This window comes from Sulfurimonas sp. HSL3-7 (genome assembly GCF_039645985.1).
In the GTDB taxonomy this organism is placed as follows: Bacteria; Campylobacterota; Campylobacteria; order Campylobacterales; family Sulfurimonadaceae; genus Sulfonitrofixus; species Sulfonitrofixus jiaomeiensis.
Map to the genome: position 1 here is coordinate 1,533,337 of NZ_CP147919.1, position 22,185 is coordinate 1,555,521.

Below are 22,185 nucleotides of genomic sequence, written 5' to 3' on the forward strand. Positions count from 1 at the left end.
GAGGTTGGACTATGAAAGACTATGGTCTTGGAATCTGGGGCAACGAAAACTTTATCATCAAAGAGGGCGAAGTCTGTATCAACAGAGGTTCTAAGCCCTCTCTCATGGAAATTACGCAAGATATCCGAAACAGCGGTCTGCGAGGGCCGATCATCTTGCGTTTTCCTCACCTTATCGGCAAACAGATCGAGAGTCTCTATGCCAACTTCGAACGTGTCATTGAAGAGAACAACTACACCGGTTCCTTTAATGCCGTCTTTCCGCTCAAGGTCAACCAGTACCCGCAAGCCGTCAAGTCAATCATCAAGTATGGCGCATCCTACAACTACGGTCTTGAAGCCGGTTCCAAAGCGGAACTTGTATTGGCCATAGCCCACACCCCGATCGGTTCGCCGATCACGGTCAACGGTTTTAAAGATACCGAGATGACGACGCTCTGCTTTATGGCGGCACAGATGGGACACAACATTACGATCACCATAGAGGGGCTCGGCGAGCTCGAATCTATCATCGAAGTGGCGAACACCTCGAATCTCAAAGCGCCGAATATCGGTATCCGTGTCCGCCTGCACAGCAGCGGTTCAGGCTCATGGGCGAAAAGCGGCGGTATGGACGCCAAGTTCGGTCTGACAGCGACGGAACTGCTTGAAGCGATCACCATGCTCCAGGAGCAGCAACTGATCGACCACTTTACCATGATCCACTTTCATATCGGCTCGCAGATGGAAGATATCGCCCCTTTGAAGAAAGCGCTTCGTGAAGCCGGGAACATCTATGCAGAGCTCAAAAGAATGGGTTCTGATGCGCTCAATTCTATCAATATAGGCGGGGGACTGGCCGTTGAGTATTCCCAGCATGAGCAGCATCGTCTTCGCAACTACTCGCTTAAAGAGTTTGCCAATGACGTCGTCTATGTACTGCGGGAGATCATGAACGCCAAAGGGGTAGAACACCCAAATATCTACACCGAATCGGGACGTTTTATCATTGCATCGCATGCCATACTTATCACCCCCGTTCTTGAGCTCTTTTCACAGGACTATCAGGAGAAGTCGCTCAAGTTTTCAGATACGAATGCCCCGCTTATAGAAGAGCTTCGCGAACTGAACAACCTTCTGAAACAAGAGAACTGTATTGAGTATATCCACGATGCGCTGGATCACCTCGAATCTCTTTTTACTCTCTTTGATCTGGGTTATATTACCCTTCAGGACCGCTCCAATGCAGAGATACTGGTTCACCAGATCATCAAAAAGTCACTTCGCATGATGAAGGGGTCGCGTACCGCCGAACTGAACCGTCTTCAGGAGCGTCTTCAGGAGCGCTACCTTATTAACAGTTCGATCTTTCAGAGTATGCCGGATTACTGGGGTCTTCGACAGCAGTTCCCGGTCATGCCGTTGAACAAGCTCGACGAGCCGGCGATTCGTGCCGCTTCGCTCTGGGATATCACCTGCGACAGTGACGGCGAAATACTGTTCAATCCGAACGCACCGCTCTACCTGCATGATGTCGATCTGGATGAAGAGGAGTATTTCCTCGCCTTTTTCAATATCGGTGCCTACCAGGAAACCCTCGGCATGAGCCACAACCTCTTTACCCATCCGAGTGAGTGCAGTATCGAAATTACTGAAGAGGGGTATGAACTTCATGATATTGAAGAGTCGGACAATATTCTGGATATTCTCGATGATATCGGGTACGATAAGTCACAAATATTAATCCAACTTAAAAATAATTTGGCAAATAGCCCCTTTACGACAGAAGAAGAAAAAAGTGATACACTTCAACAACTAGAATTGTACCTCTATCAGAACGGATATTTGCGTACGACAAATTAAATTTTTTACTATCTCGCTATGGGCTTTCAGCAAGATAACACTAAAAGGCAGAACTTGGGACTCTTTTCTGAAATAAAAGAAGATTTTGACAACGTATATAGAAACGACCCCGCCATTCGCAGTAAATTTGAATTTATATTCAACTATCCCGGTGTGTGGGCTATTGCATGGTACCGTCTTGCGCATCGGCTGCACCGTGCCAACTGGAAGATAACTGCCCGTCTGATCATGGGTATCAGCCAGTTTTTCTCCAATATTGACATTCATCCGGCTGCCCGTATCGGCCGCCGCGTCTTTATCGATCATGGCATCGGCGTTGTCATCGGTGAAACAACCATTATTGAAGACGATGTCGTTATCTATCAGGGAGTAACGCTTGGCGGGGTCAGTCTAACGGAAGGCAAACGCCACCCAACCGTGAGAAAAGGCGCTGTTATCGGGGCCGGATCCAAAATACTAGGCAATATTGTCATCGGCGAGTATGCCAAGGTCGGTGCCAACTCTGTTGTCGTACGGGAAGTGCCGGACGGTTCGACTGCCATCGGTATACCGGCACATGTTATTGAAAAAGGACGCGATAAAGATCAGTTCAGCCACAATAAACTCCCCGACATCAATAAAGAACTTTTTGAATACCTGATCAAACGTGTTGCCGTCCTGGAACATATCCTGATGAAAGACAATCAGGAACTTCTAGATGAAGATCTAAAACTCGAGCAGATCTACGACTCCTTCCTGAAAGCGATCAAAACATAAAAACAGTGCGCTTGCACTCTGTTTTAGCAGACCAAAATGAAGCCACTTAGCAAAAACATTGTCTTTAAACTGTTTTTTTCTATTGCACTGCCGGCCGGTGCCCTCCTTGCTTTTATACCTGATTACAGTGCCCTGCCCGCCATTGTCTCGTTTAGCTATCTAATTAACCATCTTATCGCTTTTTGTATACTCTTTGTGCTCCTGAAAGGTACCTACCCTTCTCTTGCAGTAAACAGAGCATTCATTCTCCTCTTTGCCTATGCGCTGGGAATTGAAGCAGTTCAGTATTTTCTTCCGACCCGCTCTGCTTCCTGGCGTGATCTGGGAGCCGATGCAGCAGGCTTACTGACGGGCTACCTTCTTATGATTCTTCTCAATAAACTATCAATCACGAAAGATATCTTTACCGAATAGACATTTCTGCAAAAATATAATATTCGTCAGAAATTTTTAAAAATTTAACATGCAATAGATGCTATAATTTCGCCATTATTTTTGTTTCTGTTACCCCGCGGCCTCTCAGCCCGGACCGATAGATATATCAAGGGATCGCTCTATGTTAACCAAACGTATCAATGTACTTTCAGAGTCCATCACCATCGCTGTTACGGCTCTGGCCCAGGAGTTACGCGCACAGGGTAGAGATGTACTTAGTTTTTCCGCAGGCGAACCTGACTTCGGAACGCCGCAGGTCATCAAAGATGCTGCAATAAAAGCGATCAACGACGACTTCACAAAATACACGGCTGTTGACGGTATTCCTGCGCTTAAAAAAGCGGTTTGCGAAAAACTCAAACGCGATAACGGTCTCGATTATACGCCAAACCAGGTCATCGTTAACAACGGCGCCAAGCACTCTCTTTTCAACCTGATGCAAGCGACCATTGAAGAGGGAGACGAAGTGATCATCCCTGCGCCGTTCTGGGTCACCTACCCGGAACTTGTCCTTTACAGCGGCGGCACACCGGTCGAGATCACGACCGATGATGCAAGCGGATTCAAGATCACTGCCGAACAGCTTAAAGCGGCAATCACACCGAAAACAAAGATGCTGATCCTGACAACACCTTCAAACCCGACCGGTGCTGTCTATTCGAAAGAGGAGCTTACTGCACTTGCCGAAGTCCTGAAAGGAACCGATATCCTGGTGGCAAGTGATGAGATGTATGAGAAACTGGTCTATGAAGGCACGTTTACCTCCGCAGCTGCGATCAGTGACGATATGTATAAACGCACGATAACGATCAACGGACTAAGCAAGTCTGTCGCGATGACAGGTTGGCGTTTCGGCTACATGGCGGCAGCCGACACCGAGCTCATCAAAGCGACGAAAAAACTCCAGAGCCAAAGCACATCCAACATCAATTCGATTACACAGATCGCAGCTATTGCTGGTCTGGACGGCAGCGCTGACGCAGACATCGAGATGATGCGCAAAGCCTTTAAAGAGCGCCGTGATGCAGCGGTCAAGATGTTTAATGACATTGACGGTCTCTCGGTGCTTTCACCCGACGGTGCCTTCTACCTTTTTGTCAACATCAAAGCACTTTCAAACGACTCATTGGAGTTCTGTAAACGTCTGCTGGAGGAGAGTGAGGTCGCTGTCGTTCCGGGTGTCGGTTTTGGTGCAGAAGGCTATTTCCGCTTCTCGTTTGCAACCAGTCTTGAAAACATCACAAAGGGAATCAATCGTATTGAGGCCTTTGTCAAAAACTACAAGAAATAGATATTTTTTTGCTAAAAGGTCCCGCCTTTTAGCGCCTTTACTCTTTTAAATACTCTTCAAACTCGTTCGTATCTATCCCCGTTATCCTTTTCATCACACTGCGGGAAAACATATAGTCCGTCTCTTTGGCCATAGCATGACATGCTATGCACTCAGGTATCCGTCCTTCATACCACATCTTCATGCCGCTCTCATCATACACACCGTACCACCAATCACCGTTTTCACTGTCATAACCCGCCTCCATCTTCACCATTATGACAAGACGGGCGAACTCTTTGCCGTCAGGGTCGGCATAAAGAGGTTTAAAGACCTTCGCACCTTCCTTGAAGACCGGATCAACGTTGATATAGGCATCTTTCGCTATATCGTTAAGATAGATCTCGATATAGGCATTATGGGCATCCGAGTCAATGATCTCCGGCGTCAGGTTATAATACTTTTTCCATTTTGGAAATACCATGACGTGTTCGCCTTGCGAACGAGGGAGGACACAATACATCGTCGTCGAGAGGATAATAGCGATTAATATAACCATAGCTAACCAAAGTTTCATAACATTTCCAAATAGTTATTTTATTCAGTATAAGACAGTTAATCTGTAAAATAGCTGTAAGGTAATATCTAATTTCTGTGATGATATTCTGCGTTGTTTAATCTGTATCACGCCTCTTCTATGTCAGAAAAAGGTTGAAATATTTTTGTTGATGCCAAAAATAGCGGTTGAAAGTCAAAAGAAAATACACCTTCACGGTGCATCCTCTTGTTATTGTAGTTTTTGAAGGGCTTCTATAACATCATCTAAATTATCTAAAGGAAGATGTACTTTCCATTCCGGTTCTTCTGCATTGCCCGCAAGAGAGATACCGATACTGGCAACGGTATTGGAGCCTGTCCCATACGGTTCTTCTATTTTGGAGATTGAGATCACACCGTTTTTAGTGCCTGATAAAGGGATACTTGTCTCGAGTGTCGCTTTTGAACTCATTTTATTTCCTTATAGTTAGAATACAAAGTAGTGTATCTCTTTTTTCTTGAAGAAATAGTATTTAACTTGACAGCTTCAAACGAATAAGAAAAATGACAAAGCGGTTACGACTTGAGTAAACGCGCAAGTTTGCCTTGAAGCTTCAGCCACAGCTTGTGCTCCATCAGCGGGAACCCCGCAAAGGTCTTTCCGCTCTCCGTAATGCTTTTGGTCACACCCGAACGCGCCGCCAGGGTTGTAAAAGGGGCGATGGAGATATGCCCTACCGTACCGCCCTGTGCACCGAGAACGACGTTGCGTCCAAATGTCGTCGAACCGGCAATACCGGACTGGGCGACCAAAACCGAATATTCGCCGATGACACAGTTGTGACCGACATGCACAAGATTATCAATGCGCACACCTTCCTTGATATGCGTCGAACCGAAAGCCGCCCTGTCTATCGTTGTAGCGGAACCTATCTCGACGTCATCGTCAATGACGACATTGCCGTTTTGATAGATCTTGACATGCGTCCCCGTCTTCGTCGTGGCAAAACCGAACCCGTCACTGCCGATCACGGCTGAGGCGTGGATGATACAGTCGGAGCCGACCTTGCAGTCATGATAGACAGAGACGTTTGAATGCAAGATGGTATTATCACCGATAACAGCACCTCTGCCCACATAGGCACCCGGCATAACAGTACAGTTTTTACCGATTATCGCCCCTTTTGCCAGATGCGCACCTTCGGCAATATAACTGCCCTCACCTACGACGGCATCGGAGGCAGCCGTATCGATCAACGCCGGTGCAAAAAGTTTGCTGCTGAGGGCCAGACTCAGATAAGGTTCATCAACAACAATCGCAGCAGATGACGCGGGTACATGTTCCGCCATATCTGACGTCACAAAGACGGCACCCGCCTTTGTTGTTTTAAGCTGTGCGACATAGCTTTTGTTTTGAAGAAAGCTTACTTCGGTGGCACTGGCATCACCCAGGGTATTGAGTCCGGAGACAGCGAAAGAGCGCCCTCTATAGTCAACGCCGATTGCCTGTAACAGGTCGTTTAGTTCTATCATCGCCATTGCCTCCCTACTCTGTTTAACGGTCAACGGCAACCGTACCGCCGCGAACGATCTCAAGCGGGTGGTAACGTCTAATCGCCGTCAAAAAGTGCTCAACACGTTTTGGTTCATCCGCTATCATAACAATAATGGTGTCGGTGCCGACATTGACGATCTTGCCGTTATAGGCGTTTGCCAGTACCGAGATGTTGTTCAGATCTTCCGTAATAGGAAACTTGGTAAGAACCATCTCTTTTTCGATCATCTCCTGGGTATCGCTTACACGCAGTACCGGAATAAGTTTGTGCAGCTGCTTCGTGATCTGCTCGATGACGCGTACAGAACCGACAGTAACGATCGTCAAACGCGAATAGTCACTCTCTGGAATCGGTGCCACTGTCAATGAAACAACATTATAACCACGGGCGGAAAAGAGCCCGGAGATACGAGAAAGGGCACTCGCTTCATTTGCAACAATAACGGAGATTACTCTTCTTTCTTCCTGCATTACGACTCCTTGTTCTCTAATAGCATCATATTAAACAGCGATCCGCCCGACGGCACCATAGGCAGAACGTTTTCCAAGCGTTCCACTTTCACATCGATGATGGCGACGACATTTTTTTCAACGGCATCTTTAAGCGCAGCATCAAACTCCTCTTTTGTCGAGACGCGATAACCGACGCCGCCGAAACTCTCAGCCAGCATCACAAAGTCTGGCTGCATGGAGAGGTCTGTCTCAGAGTGGCGTTTGTTGTAAAAGAGTGTCTGCCACTGGCGTACCATCCCCAGATAGTTGTTGTTCAGGATAATGTTAATGACCGGCAGCTTCTTCTCAACCGCTGTCATCAGTTCCTGAATGTTCATCAGGATCGAACCGTCACCGGTAAAGTTGATACTGATCTTGTCCATTGCGCCGCGTTTTACACCCAGCGCTGCAGGAAAACCGAAGCCCATCGTTCCCAGACCGCCGGAGCTGACCCACTGACGTGGGCGCGTGAACGGATAGAATTGTGCTGTCCACATCTGGTGCTGTCCGACATCGGTTGAGATATTGGCATCATCACCGAGAAGCTCGCCGACACGCTCAATGACCCACTGCGGCTTGATACGATCCGTATCCTCTATATAACGCAGAGGGTGGAGTTTATCGAAATGATCGACCGTTTCCAGCCAAGGCAGATAACGCTTCGGATCAACCTGTTCTTTGGCCAACTCGATCATCTCGGCCACAACACCTTTGACATCCCCGACGATCGGATAGTCGGCATTGACCAGTTTTGAGATGCTCGCCGGATCGATGTCGACATGGATAATACCGGCATGTTTAGCGAACTCGGACAGTTTACCTGTTACACGGTCGTCAAAACGGGCACCCAAGGCGATAACAAGGTCCGTCTCGCTCATCGCCATGTTGGCTGCGTATGAACCGTGCATTCCAAGCATCGAAATAAGCAACGGATCGTCATAGCGAAGTGTTCCGCGCGCCATAAAGGTCTCAACGGCAGGAATCCCCGTCTGTTTTACAAATGCACGTACTTCCTCGGCAGCATTGGAGTTGATAACACCCCCGCCGAGATAAAAAAGCGGTCGCTTGGCCTCGGCGATCGCCTCAACCGCTTTTTTGATCTGACGCTTGTTGCCTTTGACTGTAGGCTTGTAGGTTGGGATATCCACATTTTCAGGATAGACGAACTCTTCGATCTGAGCGGTCACATCTTTCGGAATATCCACATGCACCGGACCGGGACGTCCTGATGCAGCGATGTAGAACGCCTCTTTTAAGATACGGGGAAGATCTTTTGCATCGGTTACAAGGTAGTTGTGTTTCGTACATGCCCGACTGATACCGACGGCATCGATCTCTTGAAATGCATCCGTTCCGATCAGGGACATTGGCACCTGTCCGCTGATAACGACCAAAGGGATCGAATCCATATAAGCATCGGCAAGACCGGTTACCGCATTGGTAAAACCGGGGCCTGAAGTGATCATGGCGACACCGACCTTGCCGGTGACCTTTGCATATCCCTCTGCTGCGTGAATAGCAGCCTGTTCATGACGCGTCAAGATATGTTCAAAACCCTCTTGCTTATAGATCTCATCATAAACATTCATGATCGCTCCGCCCGGGTATCCAAAAACGGTTGTAACATTTTCGGCGATCAATGCCTCGATGACCATCTGCGCTCCGCTGATCTGCATAGCGTCTCCTCTAATAAAATCCCAACTCTTTATGGGCTTTCTCTAAGAGCCTTAGAGAAAAAAATTCGCCTATTATAGGCAACTTTAACTATATTTTTTGTTAAAAATTCGCCTGAATCCATCTTTCAAATTACTTTAACTTTAACCAGGCAGATCGCCGTTATGGATTTCTTTAGAGGTACCCTTTACAATACGCGATTGCCACACCTTCTCGAACACCGTCATCAACAACGGTTGCCTCTTCAAAGCCTAAAACATTATAGAGTTTTTGTATGATGACGATCCCGGCAATGATCAAGCTTTCACGCCCGACACCGACAATCTCTGCTCTCTGCTGCGGCGACATGATGATGAGTTCATCGAGTACTTTCTGTGTATTTTCATAGGTCAGACAGTAGCCGTTGATCTTCTCGACATCATAAGTTTTGTAGTTCATCCCCAGCAAAAAAGCTGCCATTGTTGTCGGTGTTCCGGCCGTTGTCACAAAGGAGTCGGGTTTGCCGTTGTTTGTATAGTACTCCTCTACATAGGCGACCAATTCTCTGAACTGCAGATCCAGGTAACGGTTGATATCTCTGTGTTCATCACAGATCTGCGCGGTGGTGACAATACCGATCGGAAAGCTTCTGCTCTCCATCTTCCCGTTTTTATAAAAGATGATCTCTGTCGAACCGCCGCCGACATCGATAAGTACAAAATGTCTGCTTTCGATCTGCAGGGCTTTGAGCCTTGCCTCAACCGCGATCAGTGTGTAATAGGCCTCATCGTCGGATGAGATGATCGTAAACTCGACACCGCTCTGCTCTTTGATACTTTTGAGGATCTGTTCCGAATTCGATGCCATACGCATCGCATGGGTCGTCACCGCCCGAACGGCATCACTTCGCAAGCCGAGTTCAAGATCTGCCGCTCTAAGTGCCTTGACAACACGTTCAAGTGCCTCTTCGGAAATCTTGCCTGTTTCATGCATCTGATCAGCCGTTTTGACAATACGTTCAAAACTGCGGCCGAACTTTTTTGTGTCGCAGTCATATTCGATGCAGCGACAGCTGTTGGAACCCAAGTCAATCGCTATCATGATATACACCTTTTATGGGAGTCGACGGCAAAAGCCGTCACGGAAGCCGACTTAATGGAATTCGTTGCTCAGATAGCCGTTGTCGTGCAGGACCTTGATGATTTCGCTTTGATGCTCTTTGCCTTTGGTCTCCAGGTGGATGGTCACATTGGCATCACCGTAATCAAGATCGGTCGACGTACGGTCATAGGCGATATGGACAATGTTGGCATTGAGATCTCTGAGCAGACCTGTAAGCTGCATCAGTGAGCCCGGCTTGTCCACCAGTGTCACCGTCAGTTTGATCTTGCGGTTGGACTTGATAAGACCTTTTTCGATAATGACCGACAACAGTGTCACATCGACATTACCGCCGCTCAGTACAACGGCCACTTTCTTACCGGTAAGGTGCGGAAGCTTCTTGTGCAGAAGCGCAGCGATGCCGACCGCACCTGCACCTTCAACCACAAGTTTCTGTTTCTCCAGCAGAAAAAGAATACCGCTTGCGATCTCGTTGTCGTCCACCGTTATGAAGGTGTCGACTGTCTCGAGCATATAGTTCAGTGTGACAGGCGAACAGTCGCGTACGGCGATACCATCGGCGATAGTACGTACCGAAAGTGAATCGATCGGTGTCTTGGCGTCAAAGGAGTTTTTCAGTGCCGGTGCACCGGACGCACTGACGCCGATGACTTCGATCTCCGGGTTGATCCCTTTGACCGCGGCTGCGATACCCGAGATCAGACCGCCGCCTCCGACAGGCACGATGACGGCATCCAGGTCCGATGCCGCTTCGAGTATCTCCAGGGCAACGGTCCCCTGCCCGGCGATGACCTCGTCGTCTTCAAACGGGTGGACAAAGACAAGCCCGTTCTCCTCGCCGTATTTTGTCGCATAGGCGTAGGCCTCATCATAGTTGCTTCCGGCGAGGATCACTTCCGCACCGAAATAACGGACCCCGTTGATCTTGGTCAGTGGGGTCGAGTCAGGCATGACGATGACGGCTTTAATGCCGAAATGCTGGGCCGAGTAGGCAACCCCCTGTGCATGGTTTCCTGCGCTTGCCGCTACGACCCCTTTTGAGCGTTCGGCCTCACTGAGCGATGCGATCTTGTTGAAAGCGCCGCGCAGTTTGAAGGCACCCGTCATCTGCAGGTTCTCTTTTTTCAGGTAAACAGTGACACCGCTCTGCTCGCTTAAAAACGGGGCATAAGAGAAAGGTGTGTGTACGACGACTTCACTAATACGCTTTTGCGCTTGTTTGATCTTTTCTAATGGAAACAATATTCAACCTATCAATTTACGATGTTCGACCATCGAACAGCGGTTCTGGACCACTGTCATTCCGGCATCTTCAGCTTTTTGTGCTGCGGCATTGTTGACAATCCCCTGTTGCGACCAAAAGACTTTGACATCACCACGCGCTATCGCGGCATCAGCGATCGCACCGAGGGCACTCGGTTTACGAAAGATATTGATCATATCCACCTTCTGCGGTATATCAGCCAAAGAGGTATAGACCTTCTCTCCCAATATATCCTCGTTATCTTTCGGGTAGACAGGAATGATCTTGTAGCCTTTGTTTTGAAGGTAACGCGCCACCATGTTGCTGTCTTTACTCTCATCCGGAGAAAGACCTAACACGGCAATTGTCTTGACACTCTCAAATATCTCTTTCACCTGGTCGTCATCGGCATTGACCGTCGGGAATTCGCACTCCATAATTGGCTCCTCGGTATTCTATTGTCGCGATTATAGCATTTTTTCCTGTCCGATACGGTAGAGGGCAAAGTCATACTTGACCGGGTCCTCTTTATCAAAACCCCGCAGCGTCTCTGTCAGTTCGAGGGCGGCTTCAAGGTCATAACTCTTTCGCTGCAGAAGACCGAGTCTTCTCGAGATATTGAAGGTGTGGGTGTCCAGCGGCATGATCAAGTCTTTTTTATCGACCGTTGTCCACAGCCCCATATCGATATTGTCTTTTCGGACCATCCAGCGCAGGTACATCATCCAGCGCTTCATCGCCGAGTTCCCCCTGCTCTTGACAATGGGCTTTCCGACCAGGAAGTCATACCCTCTGCTCTTATAGGTGTTGACTTTTGACATGGCACCGATCAGGGTATTGAGCCCCGTCAATACGTTCTGTTCTTTGCGATATCCTTCATAAAAAAAGGATTCCAGGCTCCCCTCTTTTTTAAGGCGATGCAAGGTTCTGAATATCTCAATGACATCCTGGCTGTTTTGAAAACGGTAATAGTAGGCTGAGAGAGCTTTTCCGATCTCGCTCTCCGAGCTTTCGAGCAGAGAGAGGTCCAGGGAATAGAGAAATTTAATGATGCTGTCAGCCCTGCCGTAGCCAAAAAGAGCACAGATCAGTGCACGGTACTCCTCTCTGTGTTCGCGGGCCGGCATGATGGGGTCGGGACGGCTCGAATGCAGTTCATCGAGGGAATTGCGTTTAGCGACTTCCAAATCCAAGCGCATCTTGACTGTTTGAAGACGGTTATTCAAGGGAGCTCTTCATACGTTCTACTTCCTGACGGCAAGTCGGTCAAAGCTTAAACGACTCTCCGAGATAGTGTTTACGGACATCTTCGTTTTGGCCGATCTCGTCGCTTGTTCCCGAGGCCAACAGCGAACCGCTTTTGATGACATAGGCACGGTCGCATACGTCCAGAGTCTCGCGCACGTTGTGGTCGGTGATCAAAACGCCGATATCATATTGGACCAGCTGATGGATGACCTCCTGAATATCGCTGACCGCCAGCGGGTCAACCCCGGCGAACGGCTCGTCCAACAGTAAAAACCGCGGCGAATTGATCAGTGCACGGGCGATCTCCGCGCGGCGGCGTTCACCCCCGGAGAGGGAGATCCCTTTACGGTAGCGGATCGGTTCGATGTTGAACATGTCCAGCAGCTCTTCAATCCGTTCGTACTGCGCTTTTTCATCTTTGATGTTGACCTGGGCCGCAACCATCAGGTTCTCTTCCACCGTCAGGTCTTTGAAGATCGACGCTTCCTGCGGCAGATAGCCGATCCCTTTGACCGCACGCTGGTGCAGCGGCATATGGGAGATGTCTTCGCCGTCAAGAAAGACCTCGCCGCTTGTCATCTCGACAAGCCCGCAGATCATATAGAAGCTGGTCGTCTTCCCCGCACCGTTTGGACCGAGCAGTCCGACGACCTCGCCCGAATTAACCTCAAGCGACATGCCGCGGACGATCTCCGTCCCCTTTATCGTCTTGACAAGATCTTTGGCTATTAACTTATGCATCCTCTATCCTATAGGTTCGTCTGTTCTTATCTGCTTTATCGATTACCACGGTAATCATCGGTATCCCTGCCGTTTTTAAAAGTCGTGCAAGCGACTCATCACCCCATTCGACGAGATGGTATCCTTCGCGTTCCAGCTCCTCAAGCATACCCAAAGAGAGAAAATGGTCCATCCCCTGATTGTAGATATCGTAATGGAACAGCCTGTCGCCGTAACACTGCTGCAAAGAGAACGTCGGCGATGTTACCGCTTCACTCAGCCCCAGATGTTTTGCAAAGGCCTGTGTGAGTGTTGTCTTTCCGGCAGCCAGGTCACCCCTCAGTATGACAACCCCGCCTTCGGGCAGCAGATCGACGATAGCCTGACAGACATCCTGCAGCTGTTCAAGGGAGCATGTTAACTCGGTCACAGTTTCTGGCTCACTTTAATGATCTCTTCGAGTTTTGCCTTTGCTTTTCCGCTGAGCAGCGCTTCGCTAGCCATCTCCAGCCCATCCTGGATATCGCGTGCTTTGCCGTCGACGATAAAGGCGTTTGCCGCATTGATCATGACGATATCGCGCTGCGCTGTCGTCGCACGATTATTGAAAATGTTGTGCAGGATCTGCGCGTTCTCTTTAGCATCACCGCCGACGATCGTCTCAAGCGGCTGGCGTTCTATGCCGTACGCAGTCGGATCGATCTCGTACTCGTTGATCCCCTCTTCCGACAGACGCGCCGCATAGGTGATATCAGAGATACTGATCTCATCCATATGCTCTTTGGAACTGACAACGATCGCCGACTTGACATTGTTGATCTGAAGGGCTTTGGCGATCTTGGGAACGAACGACCTGTCGAACACGCCCAGCATGATCTTCTGGACACCGGCGGGATTCGTCAACGGGCCAAGGACATTGAAGACCGTCTTTTCGCTGATGGTCTTGCGTATCGGCATAATGAACTTCATCGCAGGGTGATGGTTTTGAGCAAACATAAAAGTGAAGCCGCACTCTTCAAGCAGCCGTGCACTCTGTTCTATACTGAGGTCCAGACGCACACCGAGCGATTCAAACATATCGGCACTGCCCGATTTTGACGTAACGGAGCGGCTGCCGTGTTTGGCCACATAAGAGCCCATCGACGCGCAGAGCAGCGCGACAGTCGAAGAGATGTTGAAACTTCCGATCTTGTCGCCGCCCGTACCCACGATATCAAGCAGTTTAGGACGCAGCTCCTCGGCTACCGGCAGCGCAACAGCATGGGAGCGCATCACCGCGGCTGCGGCTGCCAGCGCATCCACCGATGTCTCACTGTCAAGTTTCATCGAGACCAGGAAGTCCCGCATCTGTTCATCACTCATCTCATGGTTAAAGAGTGAGGTAAAAGCGCTGAAAGCCTCTTCATAGTTCATGAAAGCTCCTTGATATATTTCTCTTGTTCCGACTTGGGTGTCGATTTTGTCGTCGGTATCGCCAGGACCTCATAACGCTTGGCCCCTTTAAGATAGGCGATCGTGATAATATTGCCTATCTCTACGTTTTTGCTTGCTTTGACGGCTTTATCATTAATATAAACAACGCCCGAACTGATCATATCCTGAGCCACGCTCCGGCGTTTGGTAATGTTGACAGCATTTAAATATTTGTCTATTCGCATTTTTCTTACTTTTTAAACACTTCTGTTCACTATAAAGCGTATGGATTTTGTACCGGTATTGTAGAAAAAGTGAGCTAAAAAGGATGTGAAAGAGGAACCCAATCACAGACTATTTACTTTTGTCGTCAGGACTTCCATTGTCTTGTAGAGTGTTTTTTTATACGTATCGAGAAATTTTGGCATGCTGGTACTCGATAAACTTGACTCATTGATCTTTTTGGCAGCGCTGGCAAGTGCATATACCCCGATATTGGCACTGACCCCTTTAATATCGAGGCTCAAAGCTTTGAGCTTTGCACTCTCTTTTTGGACATGATACTGCTCAAGCATCTTGTCCGAATCCCCGTAGAGTTTTATGAACTCATTGACGATCTCTTTATAGAGCGCTTTGTCGCCGCCGACGCGCTCTAACCCCTCTTCAAAAAGGTAGAGCCTGTCCGGCAGTGAGGTGTCAACCGGCTCTTCCAGAAGCGGATGGAACTCAAGATACTTGCTGAAAACAGAGTAGATCGAATGCACTTTGATCGGTTTTTCAAGGCGGTCATCCATGCCGCATGCTTTCATCTCTGCGATCTCTTCTGGCATCGTGTTGCCGGAGAGAGCGACTATCGGAATATGTGCCGTATGTGTCGATGCCTTCAGCCGTTCGGTTGCCTCGTATCCGTCCATGACCGGCATATTGACATCCATTAAGATAAGATCATACTCTTTGTCTTTGACCATCTCAAGAGCCGTCTTACCGTGCTCTGCCATATCAATATGGATCCCGCTGTCTTTCAACAGGCTCGACAGAACTTTCTGGTTAATAATATTGTCTTCGGCCAGAAGGATATTTGCCCCGCTGAAAGATTTGAAGTCCTCTTTCGTCACATTCTTCTTTTGCGTACGTTCAATGACGATGCGCGGCATTGAAAGCGTTGTCTTGCCAGGTATCTCTGGTGAAACGATCGTTTCATCCTGACCGTAAAAGTCAACCAGGAGATCAAAAATATTTTGCTGATTGACCGGCTTCATAATACGCTTGTCCGCCAGTTTTCCAACCACATTGCTGTTGACCGATTTATGCAGCATACTGCCGACAACAACAAGTTTGATCTCTTTTTCCGCTTTTAAAGCATCCACCTTCTTGACCAGATCAAACCCCAAAAGCTTTTCAGAAATGAAAAGCATGTCATAACGCCCCAGATCCGGTGCCATAGTATCGAGATCGGCTTGCGGGATCATATCCACATCATTATGAAAATACTCCAACAGTTTTTTCATGGCCGCCGCCGCACTGTCGTGATAATCAATGATCAAGACACGGCGTCTGCTGTAGGCCTTGTCCGGCAAGTGGTAATGGCGCTGCTCATCGGCATCAAGCTCTTGCAGCCCCAACACGAAGGTAAAGGTCGAGCCTCTGTTCAATTCGGTAGAGACCAGAATCTCTCCGCCCATCATCTCTACCAGCGCCTTGGAAATGGAAAGCCCCAGACCGGCATTATTGTTGTTTTTGATCTGATAAAACGGGGTAAAAATGTCATCGAGCTTCGATTCGGGAATGCCGATACCCGTATCGACCACCTCAAACATCAACTGCAACTTCTCAGCTTCTTGGCCCAAACGCTTGACGTGAAGTCTGACTTCACCTGAGTGGGTAAACTTGATCCCGTTCTCAAGCAGGTTGGTCAAGATCTGACCGATTCGGATAGGATCGCCTATGATGCGCGGCGGCACACTTTTGTCAATGTCAAAGATCACTTCAACATCTTTCTTCTCAATGCGTTCTACGACAGAATGGACGATGAGATCAAGCAACTCATTGATATCGAAAGCTTTCTCTTCGATCTCCAGCTTATTCGAACGGATCTTCATAAAGTCGAGAAGATCATCCACGATAGCAAAAAGAACTTGACCCGAATCTTGAATATTGCGCAACTCTATCGATTGTTTGTCATTGAGCTGCGTCGTCAGGACCTTCTTTGTCTTGCCAAGGATATCATTTGTCGGATCTTTTAACTTGTTCGTCATCCCCTCCAGCAGTTCTCTGTGTTCCTCTATCGACTGCCGGTACTCTCTGTTTTCGGAACTGAGCGTTACATTGTCACTGCTTAAAGTGCTGTTTTCTACCTCCACCTCTTTTGCATGGATCGCCTCTTTGCGATGACGTACAAAGAAGTAGATCAAAAGCAGGAGAAGGACACTAAATGCTGTCACGATATACGGTGTAGGCACTGCTTCATCCGCTGCAAACAGAGGGGTCAGGGATAGAGACAAAAAAAGTAATAAAAAATAGTTCATAGTGGAATTGCCTAGTTAAGATTATGTTTGCAGGGGCGTTACACCTCTGCCATGTCCGATAGAATAGATTGCAGTTGTGTTTGATAACGCTTCATCAATTTCGGGTATTGATCACTCTGCCCTGCAATGATCGCCTCTCTAAACTCCTCAGCCGTCTGTGTCAGTGCAGCTGCACCGACACTTTCAGCGATTCCTTTGACATCGAGCAGCAGTGCTTTTGCTTTGTCAAAGTCGCCATGCTTAAGCCATATTTCGATCTTTTCATCGGAGTCATGATAGAGCGACTGGAACTCGGCAAGAACCTCATGGTAAAGTTCGACATCACCGCCCAGCATCTCCAAGCCCAAAGAGTTGTCAAGATGGATCGCTGCCTCTTCTTCAGCAGCAGTTGTTGCATTCGGATCAAAGTAACAATAAAGCGCTTGGTAAAGTGCCGCGATTTTAAGCGGTTTTTCCAACTGCTCTTCCATACCGGCATCACGCATCTTTCTAATATCATCGACACCGGTATCACCGCTGAGCGCCATCACCGTGATGTGATCGTAGGCCGGATTTGCACGGATCTGCCTGGTCGCTTCCAGCCCGTCAACACGCGGCATGTGCGCGTCCATCAGGATGATCTGATAATTCGAATCCTCTTGCAGAATATCCAGACACTCTTGACCGTCATTGGCGATTTTAATATTGATGCCGGACTCTTTGAGCAGACCGACGATCACTTTTTGATTGATCAGGTTGTCTTCCGCGATCAACAGATGCAGCCCTGCAAACTCTTTAAAGTTCTCTTTGCTTATCTCTGTGACAGCACTGTTGGGTTCGCGAAGCTTGTGATTGAGCGCTTTGCCCTCTTTGACTGCCGGAACAACCTCTTTTTCGACCGGCAGGGTTTCAGGTGCTTCTTCGGTAACAGTGAGATCACTCTCTAGCTGAACTTCAGGCTCTTCTGAGACAACCGCCGGTTCTTCCGTGGCGGCCGCCGGTTCAGCTTCGGCACCCATCTCTTTTTCAAGTGCTTCAGCCTGGACATAAAGTTCTTTCAACGCTTCGCCTGAAGGTTTTTTCGGCTTTCGCATTAATAGATAGACTAGTATTAGAAGCGCCAATCCCCCTACCCCGTATAAGAGGTATTCGGTTTTAAACGGCAGGCTGAAAGCTTCTTCTTTTGCCGCCGCAGGCTTCACTACAGGCGCAGGCTTTTCCTCGACAGACTCATTCTCCACACGTACCTTTACCGGTTCGCCCATATGCTCCTGCGCGACCGCGTTTTCTAGAAGTTCGCGTTCTTTAGCCTCTCTCTGCTGCAGACTCCACTGCATAAATTCTTCACGAACGCACCCTTTACACTCCGCCGCATACGCTTTCGGATAGTGTTCTTTGACAATCGCAAGGACTTCGTACAGTACCTTATCCTCCACAAAAGGTTCGATACTTACAAGGTAGGTGCCGTTTTGATCTTTGACAGCATAATCAAACCCGTGAAGCAATTCCAGATTGACTATTTTTGAACTGCTGTCCATGACATCCAACAAGGTGCTCAACTGGACATCAGCATCCTGCCTGTTATCAAAACTCCCTATAACAATATTTTTCCCATCTTTGAGATTTTCGACTTTTTGGGTTTGCGTCTGTACCTGCAGCGGCGTATCCAGCGGCGACGAAGAGAGTGTTGAAAATGTACCCATCAACATTGCCAGTAAAAGAAGTTGACTTTTTTTCAAACGTATATCCTTGCTTTCATAAAGTATAAAGCCTCTCTAGAGACTATGAAAAATTAGAGTAACATAAAATCGTATAAGTAATCTTGACACGCTGTTAATATATTCAACAACTCCGCCGAAATAGTCTATTTTTTTATACATTATTCTAATTATAGAAAACTCTTATGTTACAATAGAGTCACATATATTTAAAGAAAACGTCAATAAGAGCCTGATAAGGAGCTTATTGGATAGATCTTATTTTAAGGTACAGAGATGCAGATAAACTATGTTGGTCCTAAACCGATCATTTCAAAAAGCGGGATCACTTTCGATCCTGAGCATGATGACAGGTATACCTACCTCAATATTATCGTTCAGCTTTTGCAAGCGCTGGGCAGTGACTCTTTCGAAGAGAACACCTACCAATATCCCGCCGATACCAAACGCCTTGACGACAACGAGATCTTAGCCGGTATACGGGACTATTGCGGCGATTTGGACACGAAAGTAAAAGAAAATATTGGAAAAGAAAACAAGCGTATAGACAATGAGATCAAAGAGGCAAAAGAGAATAAAGCACTTTCGCAAAGCGAACAGGATGCATTGATCAATAATATTGAACTGATGCGAAACTATCGCTTACAATATATCACAAATGAAACGCTCTACAACAGTGCTGTCAAGAACCTTACGCTTCAGGTACAAAAAGCGCATATCGATTATATTATTGTGCCGATGTTTCAACGTTTTGCATCTATATTACATTCGATACAAAACGAAATTGCCCAGCATAAGATACCTATTGACACCAAGATGAGTATCTACGAAGAAGATGGGAAGCTGATGGCAAAGCTGGAAGTTAAAAACAGATAGGCGTTTGCATATCTGTTGATAATTGCGCTGAGGCTACTCTTTTACAGTCGCTATCGTCTGTGCGTAAGCGACTTTTGCACCCGGTTCTACTGAAAGTGCCAACATGTCCGGTTCAGCAATGATGACGATTGTCGAGCCCATCTCAAAACAGCCAAGGTCATCGTTCTTGGCCAGTGCAACGCCCTCTTCATACTCGTAGACACTTACCTCGGTACTGCTTGCATTGGTCTGAATAGCCGGTTCAAAAGAGACCTGCATTACACCGACATTCAAGGCTCCGACGAGCACCATGTAAAAAAGTTTACCCTCGCTGTTCTCACACTCCAATACTACACGTTCGTTTTCTACAAACAGGTTAGGCTGTTTGTTCAGATAGCGCATGTTGACGGGGTAGAGTTTGCCCGGAATATGCACCGCTTTTTTAACACTCAGGTCACATGGAACATGGTAACGGTGGTAATCGCTGGGTGAAAGATAGAAGTTGACAAAGTCGCCATCGACCAGCTTCTGCTTCCTGTCGTCTTCGATTTTATCGCCTAGAAGATCGTTGATATTGTAGTACATCCCCTTGATATGCAGGGCAATATCTTCATGCAGACGGCCGCATTCGGTGATCAGGGAGTCGCATGGTGAAATAAAATCTTTCGGGTCTTCGGAAAACGCTCTCGGCGTTTCAAGACGACGCGTAAAGAGAGCGTTAAGTGTCTCGTACGTCGACGGATCACGAAACTCGCTCATGTCCAAACCCATCAGCTTAACGTAACCGTTATTGATAAGGTCCTGAACCGGTTTTGGGAAACGGGTATTGGCAAATTTGCCGAACCCTTGAGAAAACAGACTTGTTAGATGTCGTGCCATTATGACTCCTTGCTAAAATTTTCGACTTGCAACGGACGTTTCGCCAGCTCTTCGACGAGTACCGTAGCGTAACACCCTTTTGGCAGTGTAAAGTGCATCTCAAACCACGCTTCATTCTCTTTATACTCATATTCGACATCTTCCGGATAGACCCAGGCATAACGTCGGTCGCCGTCAACTTGCTTATAATCCATGTCGAACTCTTTTTCGATCTCGCCGGCCAGGCCGCTCGCACGGCGGGAACGCTTGCCCAGCAACAGACCTGTCGGAACGACCTCTTTACTGTTTATACGTTCGATATCCGCTGCTTCGCCTTCATACTCGAAAGGAGCGCCGTGCGGGTAGTGTTTCAGGATATCGCCTTTGAATATTTTGAAAGGGTGCGCCTGTGCCTGTAGTGCCGTGATGACATCTTCTGGCATGTTCAGAACATCACACAGTGCCTTTGCCTCGAAACTGGAGACAAGAGAATTGATCTCCAGACGGCGGCTGAGCCACAGATTGAACATGTGGCTCTGGTAGGCATTGATATAGAGGCGTTTGAGCTTGACATTGCGCTCTTTTCGCTTGCCGAGCAGAATAGCCTCGCCGAGTTTGTAGTTGGCACCGTCGCTGCCGAAACGTTGATAACCGAAAAAGTTGGGCATCCCCTCTTTTTTGATCTGCTTAAGGGCTTCCGAGAGTTTTTTGGCTGCGGTCGGGTTCACTTTTTTCAGGCGGATGAAGAAACGGTTGCCTTTCAGATGCCCCAGACGTATCTTATTGTTATGATAGGTCCGATCAAGGAACTTGATATCTTCATGGTTGAAACTTTCAAGCTTCTCTTCATGTTTTTTTAAAATAGAGATATATTGCTTGGTCAAAGCATTTTTATCTTTGAGCCCGGCATAGCCGATCTCTCTGGCATTGATGCCGAGATGATTGGCGATCCGGCCCAAGGCATCCCAGGTAGAGAGATTTTTCTTGCGCATGTGCAATACAAGGTGCTCACCCTCGCCGCTAAAGTCATAAAGTGGAATCTCGTCAACGACAAAGTCTCGGGGAGTCTGTCTGAAGTGAAAAGCGATGGGCGTGTGGGAAAGGGAGTAAAATCTGTTCATAATGTCCTGAATACGGTTTAAAAATGGTGTGCTTTACAGCAGTTTTTATAACTTCGACGTGCCGCTTTGGCAATAATTTGTAAAGGGGTACGGTTTTTAGCGGCAAGCCGTACGATCTTCTTACGCTGACGCGGATCGAACCCTATCAGCATCTCATACTCTTCACCGCTGCAAAACAGTCTCTTATCTATCGGTTTAGTAAAGAGAAATCCTACCCTATTTAAGCTATGAAGCCGCTCAAGATCACTGCCCAGTCCGTCAGATATGTCCATACCGCATGTCAGCGACGGCGCGGTCTCTTCGATAAACGTGCGGCGAAGACTGAAATGGACAAATTTTGAGCGCGAATGGACCTTGCCGCCGCTAAGCAGGTAGCGCAGGTCCCTCGCACTTTTACCCACTTCACCGGTATAGGCGATCAGGTCCCCTTTTTTAAGCCCCTTGCGGTGCAGAGGACGATCGGCATGTGAAATAATAGTGATAGAGATGTCGAGCCTGCTGTTAGAGACGGTATCACCGCCGATGATCTCTAGGCCGTATTCGCTTGCCGCAGCCTGAAAACCGGCATGCAGCTCGCGCATATCATGCAGGGTATAGTGTGACGGAATAGCGATACTCAAAAGCGCGTATTGGGGCGTTGCGTTCATTGCCACAGCATCAGAGATGTTGATCAACATCGACTTGTAGGCAATCTGTCGCAAGGTCATCCAACTTCGTTTAAAATGAATATTTTCGCAAAAAGCATCGTTCGTATAGACCCGCTTGCCTATCAGTGCACCGTCATCACCAATACGATGGGAATGGTTTGAAAAAAGTTTAATAAAATAACTTTCAGTGTTCACAT

Annotated in this window: 23 protein-coding genes; 5 read left to right on the forward strand and 18 right to left on the reverse strand. The window is 47.9% G+C overall.

Going from position 1 to position 22,185, the window contains the following annotated elements:
* Positions 1 to 11 precede the first annotated feature (11 nt).
* The 4 genes from speA (at position 12) to WCY20_RS07730 (ending at position 4,323) form a co-directional block, all read left to right on the forward strand.
* On the forward strand, positions 12 to 1,841 hold the full coding sequence (speA, locus tag WCY20_RS07715; RefSeq protein ID WP_345974075.1) for a biosynthetic arginine decarboxylase: 1,830 nt from the start codon (positions 12 to 14) through the stop codon (positions 1,839 to 1,841).
* 54 nt (positions 1,842 to 1,895) lie between these two features.
* A complete protein-coding gene (gene cysE / locus WCY20_RS07720; RefSeq protein WP_345974077.1) occupies positions 1,896 to 2,597 on the forward strand; it encodes a serine O-acetyltransferase in 702 nt (233 codons plus the stop codon).
* Positions 2,598 to 2,633: 36 nt separating this feature from the next.
* Entirely contained in the window at positions 2,634 to 3,011 is a 378-nt protein-coding gene (locus WCY20_RS07725) for a VanZ family protein (RefSeq protein WP_345974078.1), read from the forward strand.
* Positions 3,012 to 3,153: 142 nt separating this feature from the next.
* A complete protein-coding gene (locus WCY20_RS07730; protein WP_345974080.1) occupies positions 3,154 to 4,323 on the forward strand; it encodes a pyridoxal phosphate-dependent aminotransferase in 1,170 nt (389 codons plus the stop codon).
* Positions 4,324 to 4,360: 37 nt separating this feature from the next.
* Here the strand turns inward: WCY20_RS07730 and WCY20_RS07735 are convergent, their stop codons facing one another.
* The 15 genes from WCY20_RS07735 to WCY20_RS07805 all read right to left on the reverse strand — a co-directional run bounded on the left by WCY20_RS07735 (position 4,361) and on the right by WCY20_RS07805 (position 18,528).
* Complete coding sequence (locus WCY20_RS07735) at positions 4,361 to 4,879, reverse strand: cytochrome P460 family protein (RefSeq protein WP_345974082.1); 519 nt, start codon at positions 4,877 to 4,879, stop codon at positions 4,361 to 4,363.
* Positions 4,880 to 5,089: 210 nt separating this feature from the next.
* Complete coding sequence (locus WCY20_RS07740; protein ID WP_345974084.1) at positions 5,090 to 5,311, reverse strand: hypothetical protein; 222 nt, start codon at positions 5,309 to 5,311, stop codon at positions 5,090 to 5,092.
* Positions 5,312 to 5,415: 104 nt separating this feature from the next.
* Positions 5,416 to 6,378, reverse strand: coding sequence for a UDP-3-O-(3-hydroxymyristoyl)glucosamine N-acyltransferase (lpxD, locus tag WCY20_RS07745; protein ID WP_345974086.1), 963 nt, complete (start codon positions 6,376 to 6,378; stop codon positions 5,416 to 5,418).
* 16 nt (positions 6,379 to 6,394) lie between these two features.
* Complete coding sequence (gene ilvN / locus WCY20_RS07750; protein WP_345974088.1) at positions 6,395 to 6,865, reverse strand: acetolactate synthase small subunit; 471 nt, start codon at positions 6,863 to 6,865, stop codon at positions 6,395 to 6,397.
* Entirely contained in the window at positions 6,865 to 8,562 is a 1,698-nt protein-coding gene (locus tag WCY20_RS07755; RefSeq protein WP_345974090.1) for an acetolactate synthase large subunit, read from the reverse strand. The genes ilvN and WCY20_RS07755 overlap by 1 nt, the downstream gene beginning before the upstream one ends.
* 172 nt (positions 8,563 to 8,734) lie before the next feature.
* Entirely contained in the window at positions 8,735 to 9,640 is a 906-nt protein-coding gene (locus WCY20_RS07760; RefSeq protein ID WP_345974091.1) for a phosphatase, read from the reverse strand.
* Positions 9,641 to 9,691: 51 nt separating this feature from the next.
* Positions 9,692 to 10,903, reverse strand: coding sequence for a threonine ammonia-lyase (ilvA, locus tag WCY20_RS07765; protein WP_345974093.1), 1,212 nt, complete (start codon positions 10,901 to 10,903; stop codon positions 9,692 to 9,694).
* Positions 10,904 to 10,906: 3 nt separating this feature from the next.
* Positions 10,907 to 11,341 carry a CoA-binding protein gene (locus WCY20_RS07770; RefSeq protein ID WP_345974094.1) on the reverse strand — a complete coding sequence of 145 codons (435 nt, stop codon included), beginning with the start codon at positions 11,339 to 11,341 and terminating at the stop codon, positions 10,907 to 10,909.
* A gap of 30 nt (positions 11,342 to 11,371) precedes the next feature.
* Positions 11,372 to 12,130, reverse strand: a complete 759-nt coding sequence (locus tag WCY20_RS07775) for a TIGR02757 family protein (RefSeq protein ID WP_345974096.1) — start codon at positions 12,128 to 12,130, stop codon at positions 11,372 to 11,374.
* 40 nt (positions 12,131 to 12,170) lie between these two features.
* Positions 12,171 to 12,893, reverse strand: coding sequence for an LPS export ABC transporter ATP-binding protein (lptB, locus tag WCY20_RS07780; protein WP_345974098.1), 723 nt, complete (start codon positions 12,891 to 12,893; stop codon positions 12,171 to 12,173).
* The gene (tsaE, locus tag WCY20_RS07785; protein ID WP_345974100.1) at positions 12,886 to 13,302 is read right to left on the reverse strand and encodes a tRNA (adenosine(37)-N6)-threonylcarbamoyltransferase complex ATPase subunit type 1 TsaE; all 417 of its coding nucleotides are present in this window, start codon (positions 13,300 to 13,302) and stop codon (positions 12,886 to 12,888) included. The genes lptB and tsaE overlap by 8 nt, the downstream gene beginning before the upstream one ends.
* Entirely contained in the window at positions 13,299 to 14,285 is a 987-nt protein-coding gene (gene trpD / locus WCY20_RS07790; protein ID WP_345974102.1) for an anthranilate phosphoribosyltransferase, read from the reverse strand. The genes tsaE and trpD overlap by 4 nt, the downstream gene beginning before the upstream one ends.
* Positions 14,282 to 14,530: an RNA-binding S4 domain-containing protein gene (locus WCY20_RS07795; protein WP_345974104.1), complete on the reverse strand. Its 249-nt coding sequence runs from the start codon at positions 14,528 to 14,530 to the stop codon at positions 14,282 to 14,284. The genes trpD and WCY20_RS07795 overlap by 4 nt, the downstream gene beginning before the upstream one ends.
* 102 nt (positions 14,531 to 14,632) lie before the next feature.
* Positions 14,633 to 16,810, reverse strand: a complete 2,178-nt coding sequence (locus WCY20_RS07800; RefSeq protein WP_345974105.1) for an ATP-binding protein — start codon at positions 16,808 to 16,810, stop codon at positions 14,633 to 14,635.
* A 38-nt stretch (positions 16,811 to 16,848) separates the two neighbouring features.
* Complete coding sequence (locus WCY20_RS07805) at positions 16,849 to 18,528, reverse strand: response regulator (RefSeq protein WP_345974107.1); 1,680 nt, start codon at positions 18,526 to 18,528, stop codon at positions 16,849 to 16,851.
* A 255-nt stretch (positions 18,529 to 18,783) separates the two neighbouring features.
* Here WCY20_RS07805 and WCY20_RS07810 point away from each other — a divergent pair, with 255 nt between their 5' ends.
* Entirely contained in the window at positions 18,784 to 19,383 is a 600-nt protein-coding gene (locus WCY20_RS07810) for a hypothetical protein (protein WP_345974109.1), read from the forward strand.
* Positions 19,384 to 19,416: 33 nt separating this feature from the next.
* On the opposite strand, the gene WCY20_RS07815 is transcribed toward WCY20_RS07810, so the two are convergent.
* Genes WCY20_RS07815 through WCY20_RS07825 form a run of 3 tightly spaced genes read right to left on the reverse strand, consistent with a single transcriptional unit; the run spans position 19,417 to position 22,183 of the window.
* Positions 19,417 to 20,241, reverse strand: a complete 825-nt coding sequence (locus tag WCY20_RS07815) for a phosphatidylserine decarboxylase (protein ID WP_345974110.1) — start codon at positions 20,239 to 20,241, stop codon at positions 19,417 to 19,419.
* Positions 20,241 to 21,341 carry a tRNA pseudouridine(13) synthase TruD gene (truD, locus tag WCY20_RS07820; RefSeq protein WP_345974112.1) on the reverse strand — a complete coding sequence of 367 codons (1,101 nt, stop codon included), beginning with the start codon at positions 21,339 to 21,341 and terminating at the stop codon, positions 20,241 to 20,243. Before truD ends, WCY20_RS07815 begins: the two co-directional genes overlap by 1 nt.
* A 17-nt stretch (positions 21,342 to 21,358) precedes the next feature.
* Positions 21,359 to 22,183 (reverse strand): thiamine-phosphate kinase, encoded by an 825-nt coding sequence (locus WCY20_RS07825; protein WP_345974114.1) that lies wholly within the window; start codon positions 22,181 to 22,183, stop codon positions 21,359 to 21,361.
* Between the last annotated feature and the right edge of the window lie 2 nt (positions 22,184 to 22,185).

Bases quoted from the DNA above. Each gene is read 5' to 3' on its own strand.
- WCY20_RS07795 (WP_345974104.1), bottom strand. From the start codon at position 14,530: ATGCGAATAGACAAATATTTAAATGCTGTCAACATTACCAAACGCCGG.
- ilvN (WP_345974088.1), bottom strand. From the start codon at position 6,865: ATGCAGGAAGAAAGAAGAGTAATCTCCGTTATTGTTGCAAATGAAGCG.
- WCY20_RS07815 (WP_345974110.1), bottom strand. From the start codon at position 20,241: ATGGCACGACATCTAACAAGTCTGTTTTCTCAAGGGTTCGGCAAATTT.
- lptB (WP_345974098.1), bottom strand. From the start codon at position 12,893: ATGCATAAGTTAATAGCCAAAGATCTTGTCAAGACGATAAAGGGGACG.
- WCY20_RS07800 (WP_345974105.1), bottom strand. From the start codon at position 16,810: ATGAACTATTTTTTATTACTTTTTTTGTCTCTATCCCTGACCCCTCTG.
- WCY20_RS07760 (WP_345974091.1), bottom strand. From the start codon at position 9,640: ATGATAGCGATTGACTTGGGTTCCAACAGCTGTCGCTGCATCGAATAT.
- truD (WP_345974112.1), bottom strand. From the start codon at position 21,341: ATGAACAGATTTTACTCCCTTTCCCACACGCCCATCGCTTTTCACTTC.
- lpxD (WP_345974086.1), bottom strand. From the start codon at position 6,378: ATGGCGATGATAGAACTAAACGACCTGTTACAGGCAATCGGCGTTGAC.
- WCY20_RS07740 (WP_345974084.1), bottom strand. From the start codon at position 5,311: ATGAGTTCAAAAGCGACACTCGAGACAAGTATCCCTTTATCAGGCACT.
- speA (WP_345974075.1), top strand. From the start codon at position 12: ATGAAAGACTATGGTCTTGGAATCTGGGGCAACGAAAACTTTATCATC.
- WCY20_RS07725 (WP_345974078.1), top strand. From the start codon at position 2,634: ATGAAGCCACTTAGCAAAAACATTGTCTTTAAACTGTTTTTTTCTATT.
- WCY20_RS07770 (WP_345974094.1), bottom strand. From the start codon at position 11,341: ATGGAGTGCGAATTCCCGACGGTCAATGCCGATGACGACCAGGTGAAA.
- WCY20_RS07755 (WP_345974090.1), bottom strand. From the start codon at position 8,562: ATGCAGATCAGCGGAGCGCAGATGGTCATCGAGGCATTGATCGCCGAA.
- trpD (WP_345974102.1), bottom strand. From the start codon at position 14,285: ATGAACTATGAAGAGGCTTTCAGCGCTTTTACCTCACTCTTTAACCAT.
- WCY20_RS07810 (WP_345974109.1), top strand. From the start codon at position 18,784: ATGCAGATAAACTATGTTGGTCCTAAACCGATCATTTCAAAAAGCGGG.
- WCY20_RS07735 (WP_345974082.1), bottom strand. From the start codon at position 4,879: ATGAAACTTTGGTTAGCTATGGTTATATTAATCGCTATTATCCTCTCG.
- WCY20_RS07730 (WP_345974080.1), top strand. From the start codon at position 3,154: ATGTTAACCAAACGTATCAATGTACTTTCAGAGTCCATCACCATCGCT.